This window comes from Flavobacterium denitrificans DSM 15936, assembly GCF_000425445.1.
GTDB classification, from domain to species: domain Bacteria; phylum Bacteroidota; class Bacteroidia; order Flavobacteriales; family Flavobacteriaceae; genus Flavobacterium; species Flavobacterium denitrificans.
Genome location: NZ_AUDL01000004.1, coordinates 549,756 through 564,351, shown reverse-complemented (window position 1 = coordinate 564,351; position 14,596 = coordinate 549,756). Strand labels below are relative to the sequence as shown.

Genomic DNA, 14,596 nt, shown 5'->3' with positions numbered 1-14,596 from the left:
ATGGCGTCGTGGCCGAGCGGCTAGGCTGGGCTCTGCAAAAGCTCCTACTCCGGTTCGAATCCGGACGATGCCTCTAAAAGAGATACAGAAATGTGTCTCTTTTTTTTATGTTTAATTTTTAGAAAAAATTAGATAAAGATTTACGTTCGAATCTGGACGATATCTCAAAACCTCATAAAGCAATTCGAAATTTTTAATAATTTGTAAGAAATATTTTAATTAAAAATATTATTTGTAAGTTTTTTTATATAAATTTAACTAAACTTACAAACCACAGCTTATGAAAAATTTTAGACGCACAACAATTAGATTATTTTTATCTTTATTAATAACTTTATTTTTAAGTAATTGTCAAGATGAAGAATATGAAAAAATAGATCAACCTAAAAGTCTATTACAAACAGTAAGCAAAGATGACGCTATTCAATTTTTAGAACAGCAAAAAAATCGTTCTCTTACTTCTAAATCAGATCAAGTAACATCTCTTACATATGATTATGATCACATTACACAAGAAGAAATTACAAATAGTACAGAATTACTAACTGTAATACCATTGCTCACTAATAATGCACAAGAATATAGCAGAGTACTTATGGTAACAATTCAAAATGAACGACAAACTGTTGTGTATAGTATGTATCCTGAAACAACTATGAATACATCAAATTTTTCAGGTACAATTATGATTCGCACATTAGAAGGCGATTTTATCAACGGTTATAGAGTAAAAAACGGAGAAAATATTTCTCAATTTTTCTCTACAGGTTCAACAAACAAAAGCTCAGGCGCAATAGGTCTTAAGGAGGTAGTAATACAAAATAATTACCATGCTCCAAATTACTACATAAGCTTTATTACGATCTTTCAAATGGGATCTTATTATTACAATAATGTCTATACCCAATTGTACCACAATAGGTGGAATTATGGTGGTAGTTATAATTATGGATATTCGACTTCAGGTTATTTTGATAGCTTTCCATGCGATCAATTAAAAAAAGCAGTTGATCCACTTAATATAAATAATATGATGCCAAGCATAGAATGGTTAAAAACAAAAGTTAGTGAAGCACAAAATAACAAAGAATTTGGAGTAGAAGTAAAAATGAGGATGAATCCCGACCAAACCTATACCAATATCTACAACCCAATAGAATCTCCAAACGAGTTTAATGTTGAGTTAACAACCGGAGGAACTTATATTGGCGGATGGCATACACATCCTTCAAATGCTGACAAAATGTTTTCGTTTGGCGATGTTAGTTTTTTACTTGATGCCTACATTAATGCATCTGATAGTAGAAAAGCTACTGTTTTTTATGGAGTAGTAGTTAATAATAATGGCAGTGTAAATACCTACGTGCTTAAAGTTAGCGATGCTGCTACCTTACAAACTAAAGTAGATAGAGTTTTAAATGATCCTATTTATTCAGAGCTAACAGAAAAAGAAAAATATAATGCAATACATAAAAAACAAGCTATAATATATAACAAAAATAAAGGAGATCTGGAAAAAAGCTTTTTAGAACAATTTAACGACTACGGGATAGAACTTTATAAAATAAGCCAAACCCCCTCAGAAACAAAATGGAATAAACTCGGACTAAATTCTAACAAAACTGCAGTTAGCAGTATCCCTTGCAATTAAAACTTAAACATATGAAAAAATATATAACCCTACTATTCTTTTTTGCCGTGCTTACAAATTGTAGAGCACAAATGCCAATATATGATTTAGAAGATCTTGATAATATTATAAAAGAAATTCCTAACTCTTATCGTAAAGATACCAAAAAGCAGCTAGAAGCCTATGAGGGTACTTATGTGTACACCAATGGAACTACTACTTGGAAAATTGTGCTGCAGAAAAAGAAAGAATCCTATAATCGTGTCTATTTTGAAGACCTTTTAATTGGCGAATACCAATACATAGAAAATGGAATAGAAAAAGTCAATACACTAAACAAATTGAACACCTACTATGAAGATCAAAATCGTCATAGTATCTCTTCAAATCAAATCCTTACGGGAAAAGAGTTAGGTTGTCCTGACTGTTCCTCAACAGAAAAAAGATTGAGAGGAGGATTAATTGATCCAAATTATCATAAGACTTTTGCTGATATACAAATTAGGAGAGTAACAGTAAATGGCAAAGCTGCCATTACACTAAGTTTATACTGGGTGGGTCCTGTTGCCCGCAAAGAAGGAGAAATCCTGCCACAACCTTTTATTGCTCCTGGCACCTATACCTTGATTAAGCAATGATTTAAGTAAATACTTTAAAATATTTTTTAATTGGCAACTATATCACAAAAAAAACCTCTGAAATTCAGAGGTTTAATTTTATATTTTTGAGTTATTAACAACTACTTATTTTCAATCTTTTCAAAAGCATTTTTAACCATTTCTTTTTCTTTTGGAAACCAACCTTGAATTACTAAAGCAAATCCGAAAACCATTAAAACAATACTAATTCCTTTTTTGATTTTAAGAATATTTGTCGGCGTCATTTTTGATTTTAACTGTTTGGCTAATAAAATTTTACCACAATCAATTAATAAATAAGTAATAATTACTGAAGTAAAAAAGGTCATCATTCTTGATGTTTGCATATCTAATTTTGGTCCTACAGAAATAATTACGGCAAGCCAAAAACCAAGAACACCAATGTTGATAACATTAAGTAAAAAACCTTTTACAAACAAGCTTCCATAATTTCTTTTTAAAATATCGCGATCAATTTCTTCATCATTGATTTTTTCTTCTTTTTTCAATTTAACAAAAGAAATTACACCATATGCAAGCATTATTATACCTCCAAAAATAAACAATGCCGGATCATCTTTTAAACTGGAAATCAACCTATAACTTCCTAAATAAGCAATAGCTATAAAAAAAACATCACCTAAAACAACTCCAAAATCAAAAGCTATTGCAGCTCTAAATCCTTTAGTAATACTGGTTTCTATTAAAACAAAAAATACCGGACCTACCATAAAGCTTAATACAAGTCCCCATGGCAGACCAGCCAGAATATCATTTATCATTCAAATACTATTTTACTTCTTCTATTTTACCACCAAAAACTGTTTTTTGGTTAATTTGTTTTGGTTTTCCATAAATGTAAATAGAGCCTCCTGCGCTTACTTTTGCGTCAACAAGGGTTGATGCATTAACATCGGCTTTTCCGCCCGCAGAAACGCTTACAGTAGTCTGAGATGTCTCTAATTTACTTGCCAGCAAATAACCTCCAGCTCCTAAACTTGCATCTTGATTTGCAGCTTTACCAGCTAATGTAATTGAACCTCCTGATACTGAGCTAACTTTGAGTTTATCAACATCCAAATCAACATTTATAATACCTCCTTCTTGTGCACTTACTTTGAACGAAGTTGCCTTGATAGCTTCATTGCTAGTTACTGTTGCTCCTTCATTTACATCTATAAGTTCGATATGTTTGTAATACAAAGTAATACTCAAATCATTTCCTGACAAAAGTTTTGGAAAAGGCATTCTTAATTTCAATATACCATTTTTATTAACAACTTCGACTTCGGCTTCTCTAGCACCTTTTATCACAATTCTATTTTCAGATGCCTGAACTACTTTTACGCTTAATTTATCAAAAACCTTAACGGTATCAAAATCTCCCAACTCTTTGGTAACCTGACCAAAAGATAGTTGTGCAAATAAAATTACCGCTCCTATAATTAGCTTTTTCATACTTTTATTTTTTTAATTAATACTTATTCTGCTCTTCTCAAAAAATGAAAATCAAGTTGCTTTTTAACTAAATCTGCATTTTTTACTTTAACATAAATCTCGTCTCCTAACTGTAATAAACGGTTAGAAGTTGCTCCAACCAATGCATATTGCCTTTCGTCAAAAGTATAGTAATCCTCTTTTATTTCTCTGATTCTCACCATTCCTTCGCATTTGTTAGAAACGATTTCAACATAAATTCCCCATTCAGTAACACCAGAAATAACGCCAAGGAATTCTTCATCCTGATGATCCTGCATGTATTTAACCTGCATGTATTTAATACTGTCGCGCTCTGCATTTGTTGCCAAATTTTCCATGCTTGAACAATGCAGACATTTGGTTTCGTAGGTTTCTTCATCTACAGAAGCTCCGCCATCCAAATAATATTGCAGTAATCTATGTACCATAACATCTGGATAACGACGAATTGGCGATGTAAAATGGCTATAATAATCAAAAGCTAAACCATAATGACCAATATTATCAGTTGAATATTTGGCTTTACTCATACTTCTAATGGCAAGAGTATCAATAAGATTTTGTTCTTTCTTACCGTTTACTTCTTCCATCAACGCATTTATTGATTTGGCTATATCATCTTTTGTCCTAAAATCAATTTTGTAACCAAATTTAGCAATTACAGTTTGCATTGCAATTAATTTATCCTCATTTGGCTCGTCGTGAATACGGTAAACAAAGGTTTTCTTTTGTTTTCCAATATATTCTGCCACTTTTCTATTGGCCAAAAGCATAAATTCTTCAATCAAATGATTGGCATCTTTTGATATTTTAAAATATACTCCTTCTGGTTCTCCTTCTTCATCCAAATTGAATTTAACTTCCACTTTATCAAAAGAAATAGCGCCTTGCTGCATTCTTTTCTTTCTTAAAATCTTAGCTAATTCATCTAATTTCAAAGTAGCTTCCACAATTTCATCTGAAACCACATAAGAATCACCAGTGATAGAAATATCAACCGGAATCGTATTGTCTTTTGTTTCAATGATATATTGCGCTTCTTCATAAGCAAAACGTTGATCAGAATAAATTACTGTTCTTCCAAACCATTGATTGATGACCTGAGCTGTTGGAGAAACTTCAAATATTGCTGAAAAAGTATATTTCTCTTCATTTGGACGAAGTGAACAGGCAAAATTAGACAAAACTTCTGGAAGCATTGGCACTACCCTATCAACCAAATATACCGAAGTTGCACGTTGGTATGCTTCATCATCCAGGATTGTTCCTTCTTCCAAATAATACGAAACATCGGCAATGTGGATTCCGATTTCGAAGTTTCCATTTTCTAACTTTTTGAAAGACAAGGCGTCATCAAAATCTTTTGCATCTTTTGGATCTATCGTAAACGTAAGCGTATCGCGCATATCACGACGCTTTGCAATCTCAGATTCCTGAATTGAAGTATCTAGCTTTTGTGCAAAAACTTCTACTTCTACCGGAAAATCAGCTGGTAAACCATATTCCGCTAAAATAGCATGGATTTCTGTATTATGTTCTCCAGGTTTTCCTAAAACTCGAATTACAGATCCAAACGGACTATCAGCTCTTTTTGGCCAATCTTCAATCTTAACCAACACAACATCACCGTTTTCTGCTTCACCAATTTTATCTTTAGGGATAAAAATATCGGTATACATTTTAGGATTTGCGGTCGAAACAAAAGCAAAATTTGCCTGAATGTCAATAACTCCAACAAACTCTGTTTTATCTCTTTCTATAACTTCAATTACTTCACCTTCAGGTCTTTTTCCTTTTCTTCGGTTATAAACATAAACTTTTACTTTGTCTTTATCTAAAGCACGATTCAAATTATTGGTCGGAATAAAAACATCTTCTTCAAATTCATCACAAATAAAATATGCCGTTTTTCTGCTCGTCATATCTATTGTTCCTTCATAGTAATCTTGGCTTTCAGCTTTGACTAAATATTTTCCAGGTTCTGTTTCTATAATCTTCTTTTGCGAAGCTAGAATTTTTAAATCTTTAATAATCTGATTTCTACTTTTTGTATCATCAAGTTCTAACTTTGCTGCTATTTGTTTATAATTGAATGTTTTATTAGCACTTTGCGATAAAATTTTTACTATCTTACTAGAGAAATCTTTCTCTTTTTTTATCGGCTTTCTAATTTTCTTACTCATATATCTTTTCTTATAAGGTTTAAAATTACAAATAAGATATCAGAATATAGATTTTAACAATTAGAATTATTAAAAATATAACTTTTCGTACATTTACAAAAAGACCTTTATGGAAAGCTTTAAAACCATCGCCATATTCAATTATCAGCACGAAACTGTGGTTCTGAAACACTTACTTGAGCAGGAAGAAATTCCTTATTTCTTCGAAAACGAAATGACGCTTTCAGTCGCACCAATGTACTCTGCAGCGCTGGGAGGCATCCGTCTGAAGGTTCATCCGGACGATTTCGAACAAGTTCAGGAAATTTTGGACAATCTCAACAATCCTCTGAAAATCGTCTGAAACAAAAAATAAAAAAAATTCCAATTTCAAAAATCAATTTCAAATCAGAATAAAATTCAATTCAAAAATTAAAATTTTTTCCTTTTCAACTTTTTTAGTTTTCAACATATATTAAATACAACAAAAAAGAATTTTTAAAATTTAAAAAAATTTGGTTGTTATTATAGCTTGTTAATATGTCGAATAATTTTTTTTTTGAAGTCATTGAAATCTCGTTTTACTTATTTATTCTGAGTTATCAACATAGTTATTTTTGGTTAAATTATTAATTTATAAGACTTTTTGTATTTTAATTAACAACGGTTGACAACCAAAAATGAATTCATTTTGTAGATAAGTTGATATGTTGATTTCTGTTGAAAATGGCATTTTTGATATTGATAACTTTTCCAAAAATTCACGAAACTTTTCTTGCATATTTAATTTCACTTTTGGATTATGAAATTTTTCAAAACAACCAAAAAAAACTTCTAATTTTCTTTTCGAACTTATTAACATTTTCTGTTAACTTAAAGTTAATTGAATATCAAGCAATTACAAACTCCTATTAACACCTCAAAATTTTAACAAATATTCTGAATATTATTTATTGATTATGAGATACTTATAGAGTTATCAAAATTGTTAATAACCTATAAAGTTTTGACTATAAGATAGTTGTAAAACGAGGTTATTTGCCACGAATTGCACGAATGTACAGGAATTTATATTGGAATGTTTATATAGTATTCAAAAAGAAAAAAATTTGTGAAAATTGGTGTAATTCGTGGCATCCATTTATTAATTGAGTAAATTTGCAAGACACAACTAAATAGATAGAAAAATGAAAATTTCGATAGGAAACGACCACGCTGGCCCTGAATACAAAAAAGCAATTGTTGAAATGCTGAAAGCAAGAGGATATGAAGTAACAAATTACGGCACAGATACAGATTCTTCTGTAGATTATCCAGATTTTGGACATCCTGTTGCCAATGATGTATCGGAAGGAAAAGCCGATTTTGGAATCGTAATCTGCGGAAGCGGTAACGGAATCGCAATGACTGTTAATAAACACCCAAAAGTGAGAGCTGGCTTATGTTGGACTAAAGAAATCGCTTATTTAACACGTTTACACAATGATGCTAATATTGTGAGCATTCCGGCACGTTTTACTTCTATTCATCAGGCTGTTGAAATCGTTGAAACTTTCTTAGATACAGCTTTTGAAGGTGGAAGACACCAAAATAGAGTGAATAAAATTGCTTGCGCATAAAAAGTCAAAAAAAAAATCGGTGCTTCGCACCAGTATAAATAAAACACACCGGGCGGATTTTAAAAATTCATCCGGTGTGTTTATTTTTAAGAATATAAATTAGACCATTTTAGCGAATGAATTAACGTTAATTTGATCAATTTATTGACTGAATTAATGTAAATTCAGTCAACGTACTGACTGAATTTACATTTTTTAGTTATCTTTGTACTCTAATTTTAAGCTAATTAGAATGAAAAAACATTTAGAAAGAGCTGTAATTGCTGAGTTTAAGAAGAAGTTAGTGCCTAATAAAGTATTAATTTTGCTCGGAGCTCGTCGTGTTGGAAAAACAGAACTAATTAAAAGCTATTTAAGTGAAATTTCTTCTGAAAATTATCTTCAGCTCAATGGAGAAGATATTAATGATGTAAATTTATTAAAAGAACGTTCTGTTAATAACTATAAAAGATTATTGTCAGGTATTGATTTACTGGTTATTGACGAAGCGCAAAATGTACCAGAAATAGGAATGATTCTTAAATTAATTGTAGATTCAATTGACGGAATAAAAGTTATTGCCACGGGATCTTCCATGTTTGATTTAAGTAATAAGTTAGGAGAACCACTTGTGGGACGTAAAAATACACTTTACTTATTTCCACTAGCGCAAATCGAATTTTCTCAAAAGGAAAACTATAAACAAACAATTGAAAATTTAGAAGAAAGACTGCTTTTTGGCGGTTATCCTGAATTAATTCAATACGATAATTGGGAAGATAAAAAGGATTATCTTTTTGAAATTATCAATTCGTATTTATTGAAAGATATTTTAGTTTTTGAAGGCATTAAACATGCAGATAAAATTTACGATTTACTTCGTTTAATTGCGTTTCAGGTTGGAAAAGAAGTTTCTATTCAGGAATTGGCCAATCAATTGCAATTGTCTAAAAATACGGTTGCAAATTATTTGGATTTGCTTTCGAAGGTATTTATTCTCTTTAAAATTGAGGGATTCAGTAGAAATTTACGAAAAGAAATTGTCAAATCCAGCCGTTGGTATTTTTATGATAACGGAATAAGAAATGCAATTATCAACAATTTTAACAGGTTAGATTCAAGAAATGATATTGGTGATTTATGGGAAAATTATCTGGCATACGAAAGAATTAAAAAACAACATTATCAGAAAATAAAAACAAATAATTATTTCTGGCGTACTTATGATCAGCAAGAATTAGACTGGTTGGAAGAAATAGGAGATAAGCTGGAAGGATTTGAATTTAAATGGAATGAAAATAAGAAGGCAAAAATCCCAACAGCGTTTGTAAAAGCTTATCCAGAAGCAGATTTCACAGTTGTTAATAAGTCAAATTACTTAGATTTTATCAGTTAAATAGAGGTAAACTACAACAGCCTGAATTAAAAAAATCAGCACGAATTTGACAATAAATGATGTTTTACTCGTTTTATGTCTGAAGATTAACATCGCTGTTAATAAACCTGGAGTCCCTCCTATTAATTGTAGAAAGAACAGTGTGTTTTCAGGGATTCTTCGTTTGTTTTTTCTGGCTTGATTTTTATCATATCCGGCAAGAATAAAAACGATGATATTTATAAATAAAAAAAAGAGTAAAAAAATTTCCATTGGTATAATATTCAAAACAAAGATATTATTTTAGCCGAACGGTTAGTAATTTTCCTTGTATATTTTAACAAGTAAATTATACTAATTTTAATTAAGAATTTATTTCATTAAAAGTATGACTAACATTCAATTCATTGCCAAGTCTGTTCAGGCGCCGGCAGTAAGTATTCAAAACACAGTAAAATTATTAGAGGAAGATTGTACGATTCCGTTTATTTCGCGATATAGAAAAGACGCAACCGGAAACCTTGATGAAACTGTAATTGAGCAGATTGCAAAACTTCAAAAAGATTATGATACGCTTGTAAAACGTAAAGAAGCCGTTTTAAAATCGATTGAAGAGCAAAAAGCACTTACGCCAGAATTGAAGAAAAAAATTGAAGAAAGTTTTGATTTACAAGAAATAGAAGATTTCTACCTTCCATACAAAAAGAAGAAAAAAACAAAAGCTGATGTGGCTCGCGAATTCGGATTGGAACCATTAGCAAAATTAATAATTTCTGAAAGCGATGTTGATTTTGATTTTATTTCGACGCAGTATTTGAATGAAAATGTTATTAATGAAGAAGCTGCCATTCAGGGTGCAAGAGACATTGTAGCCGAATGGATCAACGAAAATATTTATGTTCGTAAACAATTAAGAAGATTGTTTCAACGAAAAGCGACGATTGCTACAAAAGTGGTTAAAAAGAAAGCGGAGGAAGAAGGCGCACAGAAATTCAGTCAATATTTTGATTGGGAAGAACCGTTGACAAAAGCGCCAGCACACCGTTTATTGGCCATGTTACGTGCAGAAAACGAAGGCTTTATCAAAATGAAAATAGATGTTGATATCGACGATGCCTACGATGTAATTGATGAAATTATCATTAAAAAACAAAACAATTCAACAGCTCATTTACAGCTGGCAATTGAAGATAGTTATAAACGATTATTAAATCCAGCAATTGGTAACGAGACTTTGCAAGAAGCAAAAGCAAAAGCGGATGCTAACTCGATTCAGGTTTTTGCTAACAATTTAGGACAGTTGTTATTGGCTCCGCCATTGGGAGAAAAACGAATTTTAGCAATTGATCCAGGTTTCAGAAGTGGTTGTAAAGTAGTTTGTCTGGACGAAAAAGGCGATTTGTTATATAACGAAACGATTTATCCGCATGCACCTCAAAATGAGGAATCAATGGCAATCAAGAAAATCCGTTCAATGGTAAATGCGTATCAAATTGATGCGATTTCAATTGGTAACGGAACGGCTTCAAGAGAAACCGAATTCTTCATCAAAAAAATCGCGTTCGACAAACCGGTTCAGGTTTTTATTGTTTCTGAGGCTGGAGCTTCGGTTTATTCGGCTTCAAAAATTGCGAGAGAAGAATTTCCAAATTATGATGTAACCGTTCGTGGTTCAGTTTCTATCGGTCGACGACTTTCAGATCCGTTGGCTGAATTGGTAAAAATCGATCCAAAAGCAATTGGAGTAGGGCAATATCAGCACGATGTTGATCAAACCAAACTAAAAGAAGAATTAGACAGTACCGTTATTCGTTGCGTGAACTCAGTTGGAATCAATATCAACACCGCAAGTAAACATTTACTAAGTTATGTGAGTGGAATAGGAGAGAAGCTGGCTGAAAATATCGTACAATATCGTTCTGAAAACGGACCTTTTGAAGACAGAAAACAGTTGAAAAAAGTACCTCGTTTAGGAGATAAAGCGTATCAGCAAGGCGCAGCGTTTATTAGAATCACCAATGCTAAAAATCCGTTGGATAATTCGGCAGTGCATCCTGAAGCTTATTCGGTTGTTGAAAAGATGGCGAAAGATTTGAATATTTCTCTGAATGAATTAATTGCAAACAAAGAAAAAACAGCGCTTATTAAGCCAGAAAAGTATGTAACACCTGAAATTGGTTTACTTACGCTGAAAGACATCATAAAGGAGCTTGAAAAGCCTGGATTGGACCCAAGAAAATCGGCTAAGGTTTTTGAATTTGATGCGAATGTAAAATCGATCAAAGATTTGAAAACAGGAATGATATTACCGGGAATTGTTAATAACATCACCAACTTTGGCTGTTTTGTTGACATCGGAATCAAAGAAAGCGGATTGGTTCACATTTCGCAATTAAAAGCTGGCTTTGTAAGCGATGTAAACGAAGTGGTAAAACTGCATCAGCATGTAGAGGTCAAAGTTACTGAAGTTGATGAGGATAGAAAGAGAATTCAATTAACGATGGTTTTGTAAAAATTCCAAATTCCAATTTTGAAAAAACAAAAAAAATCCCAGATTACAATTTGTAATCTGGGATTTTTAATGCGTTCGAATTTCTTATTTCGTTTCGTCTTCTTTTTTAGAAGTCGCAGGCTGATCGTCTTTAGCAGCGTTTTTAAATTCCTTAATTCCACTTCCTAAACCTTTCATTAATTCTGGAATTTTTTTACCTCCAAAAAGTAATATCACAATACCTACGATAACAAGGATTTCTGTAAGACCTAATCTTCCCATGACTATTATATTTAATGCCGAAGCAAATTTATTTTTTTATTTTCACCGCAAAGGTATATAGAATATACGAACAACAAGAGTTTTTGGATTAAAATATTTGTTTATTACCGCGTTAAATATTTTATAAAATAATAAAATCAACTTATTTGCCGTTTTTTCACCACTACCAACAATACTATTAATTGCTATATTTGCTCATAATAATCATCCGAAATGACTAAGAAAAAATTTGATTTCAGAAAAAAATTATTCATTAAAAACCGATTGGTAATTTTGAATGAAAACACATTTGAAGAGATTTTTTCATTTAGGCTGACTTTAATGAATGTGTTTGTAACGTTTACTTTAGGAGGAATATTTCTAATTTTAGTAACCACTTTCATTATTGCATTTACACCGTTGCGCGAGTTTATTCCAGGGTATTCTTCAACTGAATTAAAGCGAAATGCAACTAAATTGGCTATAAAATCAGATTCTTTGGAAACGGCACTAAAGAAAAATGAAGCCTATTTGCAAGGTGTTCAGAAAGTTTTGAAAGGAGAATTGGAATACGCAAAATTCAACAAAGATTCAATTTTAGCTGAAGTTGACGAACCTTCGGAAGTGGATATGAAAGCTTCTGAAGAAGAAATAAAATTGAGAGAAGAAGTAGCTAAAATCGAAAAAGAATCGAGTGGAAGCAAATCAAAGAAGAAAAGTGATAAAAAATAATACCACTAAAAATGTCAATTAAGTCAATTGCTGCAAAAATATTTGCCCGAAAAATATATAATCAAACAGTATCTTGGTCAAGCAAACCAATTGAAACACAATTTAACGTTTTCAAAAATTTGATTCAGAATGCAAAAGAAACCGAATTTGGAAAAGATCATCATTTTGATCAAATAAAAAGCATTAGTGATTTTCAAAAAAACGTCCCCATTCGGGATTATGAAGATTTGAAAACGTATATTGAAAAAGTCAAAATTGGTGAATCAGACATTCTCTGGAAAGGAAAACCAATTTATTTTGCCAAAACTTCTGGAACAACTTCAGGTGCCAAATATATTCCGCTTACAAAAGAATCCATGCCTTTTCATGTTGAAGCAGCGCGTGATGCAATTCTCCATTATATTCACGAAACCGGAAATGCCAATTTTGTTGATGGCAAAATGATTTTCCTGCAGGGAAGCCCGATTTTGACTGAAAAACACGGAATTAAATTTGGAAGACTTTCTGGAATTGTAGCGCATTTTGTTCCGAAATATTTGCAGAAAAACCGAATGCCTTCATGGGAAACCAATTGTATTGACGATTGGGAAACCAAAGTAAACGCTATTGTTGACGAAACGATCAAAGAAAATATGTCGGTTATTTCGGGGATTCCGTCTTGGGTACAAATGTATTTTGAGCGTTTACAGCAAAAAAGCGACGGGAAAAAGATCAGCGAAATTTTCAAAAACTTTAATTTATTTATTTACGGAGGTGTTAACTACGAACCGTATCGCGCCAAATTTGAACAAATGATTGGCAAAAAAGTAGACAGTATTGAACTGTTTCCGGCTTCCGAAGGTTTTTTTGCGTATCAAGATTCTCAGAAAGAAAAAGGAATGCTTTTATTGTTGAATTCGGGAATTTTCTATGAATTCATCAAAGCGGATGAATTTTTTACAGAAAATCCAAAAAGATACACGATTGGGGAAGTTGAACTTGGCGTAAATTATGCTTTAATAGTTTCTACAAACGCTGGACTTTGGGGTTATAATATTGGTGATACCGTGCAGTTTACATCCTTAAAACCTTATCGTGTTATAGTTTCGGGACGTATCAAACATTATATTTCGGCTTTTGGAGAACATGTTATTGCTAATGAAGTCGAAAATGCGATGAAAGAAGCAACCGCAGGAACGAATATCGTAATCAACGAATTTACGGTCGCTCCTCAAATTACGCCGTCAAAAGGATTGCCGTATCACGAATGGTTTGTTGAGTTTGAAAATGAACCCGAAAATATGCAGGCTTTCGCCGAAGCTATAGACGATTCGATGCGAAAACAAAACATCTATTACGACGATTTAATTACGGGAAATGTTTTGCAAAAAGTAGTTATAACCAAAGTTTCAAAAAACGGATTTCAGGAATACATGAAATCACAAGGAAAATTGGGAGGACAGAATAAGATTCCGAGATTGTCGAATGATAGAAAGATTGCCGATAATTTAAAGTAGGAAAATATTTATATTTGTAAGTTAATGCTTTTTTTAGTGAATAAAGAAAAGATAGAAGCATTAAGTTTTTATGAATAAAGAAAAATTTCAAAATAAATATCGCACTTCTTCAATAAGAGCGCAATGGTGGGATTATGGTTGGAACGGAGCGTATTTTATAACAATTTGTACACAAGACAGAAAACATTATTTTGGAGAAATTCAAAATAATAAAATGATTTTGTCAGAGGTCGGAATTATTGCCGATCTATTGTGGCATCAAATTCCCACACACCATAAAAACGTTGAATTGGGTGATTTTGTCGTCATGCCAAATCATATTCACGGGATTTTGATTATTGATAAACAATCGATCAATATTGATAATATAAATATTGTGGAGACAGGGCATGCCCTGTCTCCACTGTCTCAGGGACAAAATCCAGGATCACACCGTTTTCAAAATATTGGAAAAAACACCATTTCGTCAATTGTTGGATCCTATAAATCTGCGGTAACCAAACATGCCAACAGATTAGGATATCCACATCAATGGCAAAAATTATTTTATGATAATATCATTAGAAGCAATAATGATTATCAAAGAATTTCTGATTATATTGTTTCAAATCCGGAAAATTGGACAAAGGATAAATTTAAAACAGAGAATAAATCAAAATGATTAAAAAAAAATGATATTGTAGATACAAGGCATGCCTTGTATTTCCCTACATTTGAGTTTATAAATATAGAAT

General features: G+C 31.9%; 14 protein-coding genes and 1 tRNA gene. 10 read left to right on the top strand and 5 right to left on the bottom strand.

Features of this window, described 5'->3' with window-relative positions; genetic code table 11:
* The first annotated feature begins 2 nt into the window (after positions 1-2).
* The 3 genes from H600_RS22840 to H600_RS0102575 all read left to right on the top strand — a co-directional run bounded on the left by H600_RS22840 (position 3) and on the right by H600_RS0102575 (position 2,268).
* Positions 3-73: transfer RNA gene (locus H600_RS22840), tRNA-Cys, on the top strand.
* Positions 74-280: 207 nt separating this feature from the next.
* The gene (locus tag H600_RS0102580; protein ID WP_026727322.1) at positions 281-1,651 is read left to right on the top strand and encodes a hypothetical protein; all 1,371 of its coding nucleotides are present in this window, start codon (positions 281-283) and stop codon (positions 1,649-1,651) included.
* An 11-nt stretch (positions 1,652-1,662) separates the two neighbouring features.
* Positions 1,663-2,268, top strand: coding sequence for a DUF6705 family protein (locus H600_RS0102575; RefSeq protein ID WP_157509865.1), 606 nt, complete (start codon positions 1,663-1,665; stop codon positions 2,266-2,268).
* Positions 2,269-2,369: 101 nt separating this feature from the next.
* Here H600_RS0102575 and H600_RS0102570 read toward each other — a convergent pair whose 3' ends face one another.
* Genes H600_RS0102570 through rnr form a run of 3 tightly spaced genes read right to left on the bottom strand, consistent with a single transcriptional unit; the run spans position 2,370 to position 5,930 of the window.
* The gene (locus H600_RS0102570) at positions 2,370-3,050 is read right to left on the bottom strand and encodes a LysE family translocator (protein WP_026727320.1); all 681 of its coding nucleotides are present in this window, start codon (positions 3,048-3,050) and stop codon (positions 2,370-2,372) included.
* 7 nt (positions 3,051-3,057) lie between these two features.
* The gene (locus H600_RS0102565) at positions 3,058-3,726 is read right to left on the bottom strand and encodes a head GIN domain-containing protein (protein ID WP_026727319.1); all 669 of its coding nucleotides are present in this window, start codon (positions 3,724-3,726) and stop codon (positions 3,058-3,060) included.
* A 23-nt stretch (positions 3,727-3,749) separates the two neighbouring features.
* Positions 3,750-5,930: a ribonuclease R gene (rnr, locus tag H600_RS0102560; RefSeq protein WP_026727318.1), complete on the bottom strand. Its 2,181-nt coding sequence runs from the start codon at positions 5,928-5,930 to the stop codon at positions 3,750-3,752.
* A gap of 109 nt (positions 5,931-6,039) precedes the next feature.
* On the opposite strand from rnr, the gene H600_RS0102555 reads away from it, so the two are divergent.
* The 3 genes from H600_RS0102555 (at position 6,040) to H600_RS0102540 (ending at position 8,903) form a co-directional block, all read left to right on the top strand.
* On the top strand, positions 6,040-6,273 hold the full coding sequence (locus tag H600_RS0102555; protein ID WP_026727317.1) for a putative signal transducing protein: 234 nt from the start codon (positions 6,040-6,042) through the stop codon (positions 6,271-6,273).
* A gap of 823 nt (positions 6,274-7,096) precedes the next feature.
* Positions 7,097-7,528 carry a ribose 5-phosphate isomerase B gene (rpiB, locus tag H600_RS0102545; RefSeq protein WP_026727315.1) on the top strand — a complete coding sequence of 144 codons (432 nt, stop codon included), beginning with the start codon at positions 7,097-7,099 and terminating at the stop codon, positions 7,526-7,528.
* Positions 7,529-7,760: 232 nt separating this feature from the next.
* Complete coding sequence (locus H600_RS0102540; protein WP_051234347.1) at positions 7,761-8,903, top strand: ATP-binding protein; 1,143 nt, start codon at positions 7,761-7,763, stop codon at positions 8,901-8,903.
* Here the strand turns inward: H600_RS0102540 and H600_RS0102535 are convergent.
* Positions 8,886-9,155: a DUF1294 domain-containing protein gene (locus H600_RS0102535; RefSeq protein WP_026727313.1), complete on the bottom strand. Its 270-nt coding sequence runs from the start codon at positions 9,153-9,155 to the stop codon at positions 8,886-8,888. The genes H600_RS0102540 and H600_RS0102535 overlap by 18 nt on opposite strands.
* Before the next feature lie 115 nt (positions 9,156-9,270).
* On the opposite strand from H600_RS0102535, the gene H600_RS0102530 reads away from it, so the two are divergent.
* The gene (locus tag H600_RS0102530; protein ID WP_026727312.1) at positions 9,271-11,394 is read left to right on the top strand and encodes a Tex family protein; all 2,124 of its coding nucleotides are present in this window, start codon (positions 9,271-9,273) and stop codon (positions 11,392-11,394) included.
* Positions 11,395-11,478: 84 nt separating this feature from the next.
* Here the strand turns inward: H600_RS0102530 and H600_RS0102525 are convergent, their stop codons facing one another.
* The gene (locus H600_RS0102525; RefSeq protein ID WP_026727311.1) at positions 11,479-11,655 is read right to left on the bottom strand and encodes a Sec-independent protein translocase subunit TatA/TatB; all 177 of its coding nucleotides are present in this window, start codon (positions 11,653-11,655) and stop codon (positions 11,479-11,481) included.
* A 213-nt stretch (positions 11,656-11,868) separates the two neighbouring features.
* On the opposite strand from H600_RS0102525, the gene H600_RS0102520 reads away from it, so the two are divergent.
* The 3 genes from H600_RS0102520 (at position 11,869) to H600_RS0102510 (ending at position 14,523) form a co-directional block, all read left to right on the top strand.
* On the top strand, positions 11,869-12,366 hold the full coding sequence (locus H600_RS0102520) for a hypothetical protein (protein WP_026727310.1): 498 nt from the start codon (positions 11,869-11,871) through the stop codon (positions 12,364-12,366).
* An 11-nt stretch (positions 12,367-12,377) separates the two neighbouring features.
* Complete coding sequence (locus H600_RS0102515; RefSeq protein ID WP_026727309.1) at positions 12,378-13,862, top strand: GH3 auxin-responsive promoter family protein; 1,485 nt, start codon at positions 12,378-12,380, stop codon at positions 13,860-13,862.
* Positions 13,863-13,932: 70 nt separating this feature from the next.
* Positions 13,933-14,523 carry a transposase gene (locus H600_RS0102510; protein WP_026727308.1) on the top strand — a complete coding sequence of 197 codons (591 nt, stop codon included), beginning with the start codon at positions 13,933-13,935 and terminating at the stop codon, positions 14,521-14,523.
* Positions 14,524-14,596 lie beyond the last annotated feature (73 nt).

What these genes read in the sequence shown, in the direction of transcription:
- H600_RS0102535 (WP_026727313.1), bottom strand. Translation starts at nt 9,155, where the DNA reads ATGGAAATTTTTTTACTCTTTTTTTTATTTATAAATATCATCGTTTTT.
- H600_RS0102540 (WP_051234347.1), top strand. Translation starts at nt 7,761, where the DNA reads ATGAAAAAACATTTAGAAAGAGCTGTAATTGCTGAGTTTAAGAAGAAG.
- H600_RS0102555 (WP_026727317.1), top strand. Translation starts at nt 6,040, where the DNA reads ATGGAAAGCTTTAAAACCATCGCCATATTCAATTATCAGCACGAAACT.
- H600_RS0102580 (WP_026727322.1), top strand. Translation starts at nt 281, where the DNA reads ATGAAAAATTTTAGACGCACAACAATTAGATTATTTTTATCTTTATTA.
- H600_RS0102520 (WP_026727310.1), top strand. Translation starts at nt 11,869, where the DNA reads ATGACTAAGAAAAAATTTGATTTCAGAAAAAAATTATTCATTAAAAAC.
- H600_RS0102565 (WP_026727319.1), bottom strand. Translation starts at nt 3,726, where the DNA reads ATGAAAAAGCTAATTATAGGAGCGGTAATTTTATTTGCACAACTATCT.
- H600_RS0102515 (WP_026727309.1), top strand. Translation starts at nt 12,378, where the DNA reads ATGTCAATTAAGTCAATTGCTGCAAAAATATTTGCCCGAAAAATATAT.
- H600_RS0102530 (WP_026727312.1), top strand. Translation starts at nt 9,271, where the DNA reads ATGACTAACATTCAATTCATTGCCAAGTCTGTTCAGGCGCCGGCAGTA.
- H600_RS0102570 (WP_026727320.1), bottom strand. Translation starts at nt 3,050, where the DNA reads ATGATAAATGATATTCTGGCTGGTCTGCCATGGGGACTTGTATTAAGC.
- rpiB (WP_026727315.1), top strand. Translation starts at nt 7,097, where the DNA reads ATGAAAATTTCGATAGGAAACGACCACGCTGGCCCTGAATACAAAAAA.
- rnr (WP_026727318.1), bottom strand. Translation starts at nt 5,930, where the DNA reads ATGAGTAAGAAAATTAGAAAGCCGATAAAAAAAGAGAAAGATTTCTCT.
- H600_RS0102525 (WP_026727311.1), bottom strand. Translation starts at nt 11,655, where the DNA reads ATGGGAAGATTAGGTCTTACAGAAATCCTTGTTATCGTAGGTATTGTG.
- H600_RS0102510 (WP_026727308.1), top strand. Translation starts at nt 13,933, where the DNA reads ATGAATAAAGAAAAATTTCAAAATAAATATCGCACTTCTTCAATAAGA.
- H600_RS0102575 (WP_157509865.1), top strand. Translation starts at nt 1,663, where the DNA reads ATGAAAAAATATATAACCCTACTATTCTTTTTTGCCGTGCTTACAAAT.